5 protein-coding genes and 4 pseudogenes are annotated in these 6,162 nt (G+C 41.8%); 2 read left to right on the top strand and 7 right to left on the bottom strand.

The window, feature by feature from the left end; genetic code table 11:
- From L4C34_RS20260 to L4C34_RS20250, 3 genes are all read right to left on the bottom strand, one after another.
- Positions 1-545 (bottom strand): helix-turn-helix domain-containing protein (locus L4C34_RS20260; protein WP_428791110.1); only part of this gene is annotated, 545 nt, incomplete at its 3' end.
- Positions 546-647: 102 nt separating this feature from the next.
- Positions 648-857, bottom strand: coding sequence for a transposase (locus L4C34_RS20255; protein WP_428791109.1), 210 nt, complete (start codon positions 855-857; stop codon positions 648-650).
- A gap of 147 nt (positions 858-1,004) precedes the next feature.
- Positions 1,005-1,505 (bottom strand): transcription termination/antitermination NusG family protein, encoded by a 501-nt coding sequence (locus tag L4C34_RS20250; RefSeq protein WP_428791108.1) that lies wholly within the window; start codon positions 1,503-1,505, stop codon positions 1,005-1,007.
- A gap of 416 nt (positions 1,506-1,921) precedes the next feature.
- Between L4C34_RS20250 and L4C34_RS20245 the strand changes: the two are divergent.
- Positions 1,922-2,830: pseudogene (locus tag L4C34_RS20245) on the top strand (IS5 family transposase).
- Between the two features lie 93 nt (positions 2,831-2,923).
- Here L4C34_RS20245 and L4C34_RS20240 read toward each other — a convergent pair.
- The 3 genes and pseudogenes from L4C34_RS20240 to L4C34_RS20230 all read right to left on the bottom strand — a co-directional run.
- Positions 2,924-3,774: pseudogene (locus tag L4C34_RS20240) on the bottom strand (IS110 family RNA-guided transposase); the annotation flags it as partial.
- Between the two features lie 4 nt (positions 3,775-3,778).
- Positions 3,779-3,921, bottom strand: a pseudogene (locus L4C34_RS20235) (transposase family protein); the annotation flags it as partial.
- Positions 3,922-3,952: 31 nt separating this feature from the next.
- Positions 3,953-4,060 carry an IS1 family transposase gene (locus L4C34_RS20230; RefSeq protein ID WP_428791107.1) on the bottom strand — a complete coding sequence of 36 codons (108 nt, stop codon included), beginning with the start codon at positions 4,058-4,060 and terminating at the stop codon, positions 3,953-3,955.
- 266 nt (positions 4,061-4,326) lie between these two features.
- Between L4C34_RS20230 and L4C34_RS20225 the strand changes: the two genes are divergently transcribed.
- Entirely contained in the window at positions 4,327-5,241 is a 915-nt protein-coding gene (locus L4C34_RS20225; RefSeq protein WP_428791106.1) for a class I SAM-dependent methyltransferase, read from the top strand.
- A 176-nt stretch (positions 5,242-5,417) separates the two neighbouring features.
- On the opposite strand, the pseudogene L4C34_RS20220 reads toward L4C34_RS20225, so the two are convergent.
- Positions 5,418-6,162: pseudogene (locus L4C34_RS20220) on the bottom strand (IS630 family transposase); the annotation flags it as partial.

Raw genomic sequence — 6,162 nt, 5'->3', positions numbered from 1 at the left:
CTTTTTGCTCGAACATAAATTGATTTATATATCGTTTCGTGCGACACCCGCATATGTTTTCTACGCGAATACTCAACTCTTAGCCACCCAGATATCTGCTCTGGAGACCACTTAAGCTCAAGTTTTGATATGATGATTTTTCTAAGTTCTCGATTGAGTTCTAAGACCCCAAGCTTTGGGCGTTTAGCCATGCGCTTGGCGCGATTGTCAGCATCAACCGCTTTGTAATAACGACGCCCTCGATTACGAGCGACTTCCCTAGAAATCGTTGAAGGAGAACGATTTAGCATACGTGCTATGGCTCTCAACGACATTTTGGATGATAACGCTACTCTGATTTCTTCTCGTTCTTCAAGCGTTAGATGTTGTGTATTCCTTTTCCGAGGGTTGGGCTTGATGCCACCAGTCTCCCGTAGGACCGTGAATACGGTACCAGGAGCAGCATTTAAAATACGACCAATATCGCTAAAGCCTGTCCCCTGTTTCCACAGCCTGAATACTAAATCCTTTTCGTCTTGGGTAAATGTACGTTTTTCTCGTTTCATCATTCGTGTCCATGCAAATCAGTAGTTTAGTAAAACTGTTGCAATGACCACTTGAACCTACAGTGGCTTCCTTTAATATGTCCTTTTCCATGGTGACGCGCTTTAACGCTGCTTTAACTGTCTGATTTCGGTACTCTGTGGGTCTTCTTGCTTTCCTATATTTTTTGGCTTGTCATACTTTTTTACCCAATCGCACAGTGATTTGTAACTCCCCCCCAATCGTTCAGCTGTTGAGTTGAGTGTATGTCCGTGCTTGGTAACTTGCTCGACGGCTTGGATTTTCAATTCGTCTGTGTAGCGCTTTTCGCTCATAATAACACCTCATAGTTTGTTGAATTATATAACTATTAAGTGTCTAGTGAAGTGGGGTCTTACCAACTTCACAATTAAGCTCAATGTTGGCGGCGGGCTTCCAAACTTCATGTGTATAATCGAGTTGGAGTCATGACCTATTTAGACTTAACGCACCTGGCAAACCCCAGCCTCAAACTCCATCTGTTGGTTCTTGCCAAGTACTTGAAATAGCAAAACTACACGTTGCTGGTATGATGACAAAACCTCAGCAGATACACCTTTGAATGGCCCATCCATTACAATCACCTCATCGCCACATTTAAACGGTTTTAGTGAGTCGCGGCTAGTACAGCGCGATGATTCCATTAGCTGGATTTCGTTGATAAGCGTTTCACTTGCCATCGCAGGCTCCGTACCAAAGCGAACTAACTGGCTGACAGCACGAGTAGAACGAATGGGTGAAATCGATTGTTCGACATGAGCCTGCTTCACAAATAGATAGCGTGGGAACATCGCAGTTTCTATTTTTTCCCATCTATTAGACCTACGTCTGAGCTCGACCCACTTCGGCAAGTAGACCACGAACCCCTGCTGTTCCAAATGTATTTTCGCTTCTGTTTCGACTCTCGGCTTGGTCATAACGACCAACCATCCTGATTTAGCCATGCTAAGCCCCGTCCATGTATCAATTCTGAATAATAATCTCACAAAGATTTGGATTGATAAATCCATGAAATAAGACACAGTTCAAAAAAGCAGTTTTTAGTGGACTAGGTTTGATTAAAGCCCCCAGTGCCATATATGGAATCCACGTTTTACACAACGACAAATTTTAAAAAGTTAAGATGCGGGCATATATTTGGTTTCTTTCTGAGGAAGCTATCCTCTAACCTATGATGTTTGCGTACCTACTTTCCTTATCAGGATAACAGCTTTCGTTCTAAGCATTTCCACAGGGTCAGGTTTTCAGCAGGTTGGTCTTACGTTTTATGCATCATCATTGGGCGTTGTTGCCTAAATCAATTGAACCTTTTTCTACCCCTGCGATCTGATCTTTTGAGAATGATTGTTGGAATACAAAAATGGGTACGTCGAAAGCTAAAATTACGAACTGGAGAGAGTACAACCAAGCACTCTGTCAGCGTGGCGGGGTTACTTTCTGGATTGACGATTCAGCGGTGAAAGCCTGGAAATGTATGACCCATCACGGGAAGTGAGGTCGAGGGTTTCAATGCACCGACACGGCGATTGAAACCGCCCTAATGATAAAAGGGATCTTCTCTCTCCCGCTTCGTGCTCTTCAAGGCTTCATCGATTCGGTCTTCAAGCTGATGGATGTGCCGCTCACTTCTCCTGATTACACTTGCATTAGCAAGCGCTCCAAGACAGTTCAGGTCCAGTACCGCAATAAATCTCGTGGCAGTGTTCGTCATATCACGATTGATTCTACAGGCCTCAAGGTGTTTGGTGAGGGGGAGTGGAAAGTTAAAAAGCATGGCATTGAAAAGCGGAGAACTTGACGTAAATTACACCTCGCTGTTGATGTGGATACGCATGAAGTCATCAGTGATGAAGTCAGTCTCGTCAATGTCGGAGACAGTGAAGTGTTACCCACACTCTTCAACCTTCTTCGAAGAAAGGTGCGGACGGTACCGGGCGACGGAGCTTACGACACAAAGGTGTGTCATAACATGTTGCAACGAAAAGGGATAACGCCATTAATACCACCACGCAAAAATGCGGCCTTTTGGGAGGGTGGGCACTCAATAAACTAAGCGGTTAAAGCGTTAAAAAATGGCGCGTTAACCCAATGGGAAATCGACTCTGGCTATCATGGCCGCTCGCTGTCTGAGACGGCCATGTCTCGATACAAAGGACTCACCAGTGGCCAATTGAGCTTGAGGCATTACAACGCTCAAGTCGGTGAGGCGCTCGCTAATGTCAAAGCCATGAACAAAGTCATAGGAGTAGGTATGCCTGTTAGACACTAACGGTAGCGGAACATAGGTAAGATCTGCCTTCAACCTGATTTGATCAACAACGCCTCATCATTGTATAAAATCACTTGGATTACTAATTCAACTTTATATCAGCGCTGGTTCATATTTAGTCTCGTAGCGAAGCATTGCCCATGAGGTTCTAACGGTCTTATTTGCTAAAGCAATACAGATTTTCTTATAACCTATCCGTTTAACCGCCTGAATCAACCACGCTTGTTTTTGTGTGGTTGGTGCCTCTGGTAACCGACTTATATAGGCCATGGCTCCAAGATATAGTAATGAGCGCAGATCTTTTACACCACCGTACTTATTGATCCCCATCATTATCACTTTTCCACCACTACTGTACTGCTTGGGAATGAGACCAATAAATGCGGAAGCCTGTCTTCCATTTTTGAATTACTGTCCATCTTCAAGCGTAGAATAGTGCATTGCAGCGATTGTCTCTCCCACACCTTCTAGTTTCATCAATCGATTACATGGCTCCATTTGACGAGTTAAAGGATTTTTCTCTTGTTCTAACACTTTAAGATCTTCTTTTTTCTGTCTATATTGTTTCCAAAGTACAGATAAAACGCTAATCCGGTTCTTTGGTATAGACTCATCACTGTTTAGTACAAAAGCAACAGATTCCTGCAACCCTTTTTCCCTTTGGGGTAGGCGATACCATATTCAAAGATAGTCGCTCGAATATGATTTCCCAACGACACAATACTCCTAGTGAGAAATCGGCGACTAGTTTCCAGTGAATGAAGAGTCTGTTGTTCCAATGATTTTGGCTGACTAAATTTTATGCCAATTTGTATAGCTGAATTAGCGATAGCAAGAGCATCATTTTTATCAGTTTTATGTCCTTCCAGATAACCCTTCACTTTTTTAGGGCTGATAATTTTGACATCATGCCCAAATTGCTCTGCAAATCTTCCCCAATAGTGGGAGTCGTATTTCGTGCCATCCCTTTGCTCCAGCAATCATTGAACAAAGAGTAGTAAAGAGAATATCAAACAGTGGGTAAGTGACTTTTGCTGACTGCCTAGGTCGGTAATATCATCGAATTGAGCAGCGAATTGTTCCAAGTTCATTAGAGTGACCGTCAACTAGATCCCTCTTTGCTCAAAAAACATTCATGTCGTAGCTTTGGATACCTCTTGGGTTGCGCCCGTGCTTCATAACTGGGTCAGTCTGAGAGCAAAAGCGGCATTTCACGTCAACAACAGCCATGATTACATCCATGTAAAAGAGACAGATTATAGACTAACTCAACCACTTGGCGTCATAACCTATGGATGGTAGTTCTTTAGAAATACTTATGTAATCGTAGAGGTCAGCTTATGTCACATAATATTATACTGCCCCATAATCATTTTTGTAATTGATGTACAATTATAACCCGTCTATTGCTATAAAAAGAAAGTAACTTGCTAGGCAAGTCATAGTGGTTGACAATGATGAACGGATTCCAACAAGTAGTTTGAGGGTTATTGTAGATGAACTATCTAGATTTAATGAAGGCGAAACAAGTTTATTCTGAAGGAGGGAATATAACTTCTTTCCTAAGAGAGCAATTCCGAGAGAGTCATAATACAAGTGAGATTATTGAAATTGCTTATGATTTACAATCAGGAAGCTATACTAAACATGCGAACTTGTATCGTGAAGGATCCGAAATGTTTGCAGAAGGACTAGCTAATAAGTTAAGACCTCACCTGAATAAGCATAAAAGCCTAATGGATGTAGGCTCTGGTGAACTCACGACATTGAGTTTAATGCTAAATCACCTGGACTCCTGTATGTCAAAAGTTTATTCCCTTGACATAAGCTGGTCTAGGATGTACCGCGGCTTAGAATTCTTTCGAGAAAATACCTTTTCTAAAGATATAAAATTAACCCCATTCGTTGCTGACATTAAACAAATACCTTTAAGTTCCAAGAGTATTGATATCGTGACATCTGTTCATGCTCTTGAACCGAACGGTTCTAATTTGCCCTCTCTCCTTAAAGAGATGTTCAGAGTTACAAGAGAAAAGTGCATTCTATTTGAGCCTTCTTATGAACTAAACTCCGAAGATGGTAAGCGGCGCATGGATAAACTGGGGTATATAAAAAACATCGAAGGCATTGTAAGAAAACTTGGTGGCAATGTGTTAGACGTTGACTTGCTAGATTATTCTGCTAACAGAATGAACCCTACAGCTTGTTATATAATAGAGCCACCTAATGTTGACATTGTTGAAAGACATGATGAAATTACATTCAGCGTTCCTGGCACTGATTTTTTGTTAAAGAAATATGGAAGCTTTCTAGCTTCACCTGATACTGGATTGCTGTTTCCAAAATTAAAAGGAATACCGATCTTAAAACATGATTCTGCTATTCTTGCTACATCTTTTTTTGATGAATAAATAATGTGATAGCCATGAGACAAGTTGTGATAGAACGCTAATTGAAGATGAACACAGTGCTTCCCTTGCGTTTGATATAAAGTGTGGGTGTTATTTTAATCAATGTTAATAATACACAGTCTACAGCGTATCAACTCATTCACCCTCATTTCTTACATAGATATTGTTATACCAGTTCAACTTGAAGGTGCAGGTTTGATGGTCTGAAAATTGTCATTAATTCGAGACACAAGAGAGTCGGCGATATTCGGTAATACCACCGTAAAAAATTGTTTTATTGTTGACTCAAATTCTCGTTTATTGGCAAAGTAAACGTTGTTTCGAATCTGCTTATTCATCACTTTCCAGAGTCGTTCGATTGGATTGATATTCGGGCTATAGGGTGGAAGATAGTGGAGCTCAATATTCAGCACTTTTGCCGTATTTTGGACCAATTCTGTCTGGTGATACCCCGCACCATCTAAGATAATGTGGACACGGCTAATGCCCCCTCTTTTTGGAGGCGCCAGAAGAAGCGGACGATACTCTCGCTGTTGATTGTGTCGTAATGTTCAACCACTGTATTGCCGATGTCATCGAGCGCTAAAGCGCCGACGAGATTCATTCGACTGCGGATTCCCGTGGTCACGATTGCTTTGTCTTCACCTTTTCGGATCCAACCATAACTAATCTTAGTCGCTTGAGTTGGGTGAACAGCATCTAAGAACAAAATCGGGTCACTCGTCGCCCCTTTCAGCGCATGGTAATGGTGAATGAAATCATGCTGTTTTTGCTCATCAACCTTACGGGGGATACCTTTCGGTTTCTTATAGCTAAATCTGTTGTGATGAAGCCATTTGTTCATGCCGGATACGGTGTAATTGATATTAAATTCTACCTTTACGTAAGCAACAATTTGATGGGTGTGGTGATAGAGTAGAG

This window comes from Vibrio profundum, from assembly GCF_050337555.1.
Lineage (GTDB): Bacteria > Pseudomonadota > Gammaproteobacteria > Enterobacterales > Vibrionaceae > Vibrio > Vibrio profundum.
The sequence above is the reverse complement of the archived record's forward strand: the minus strand, read 5'-3'. Positions and strand labels throughout refer to the sequence as shown.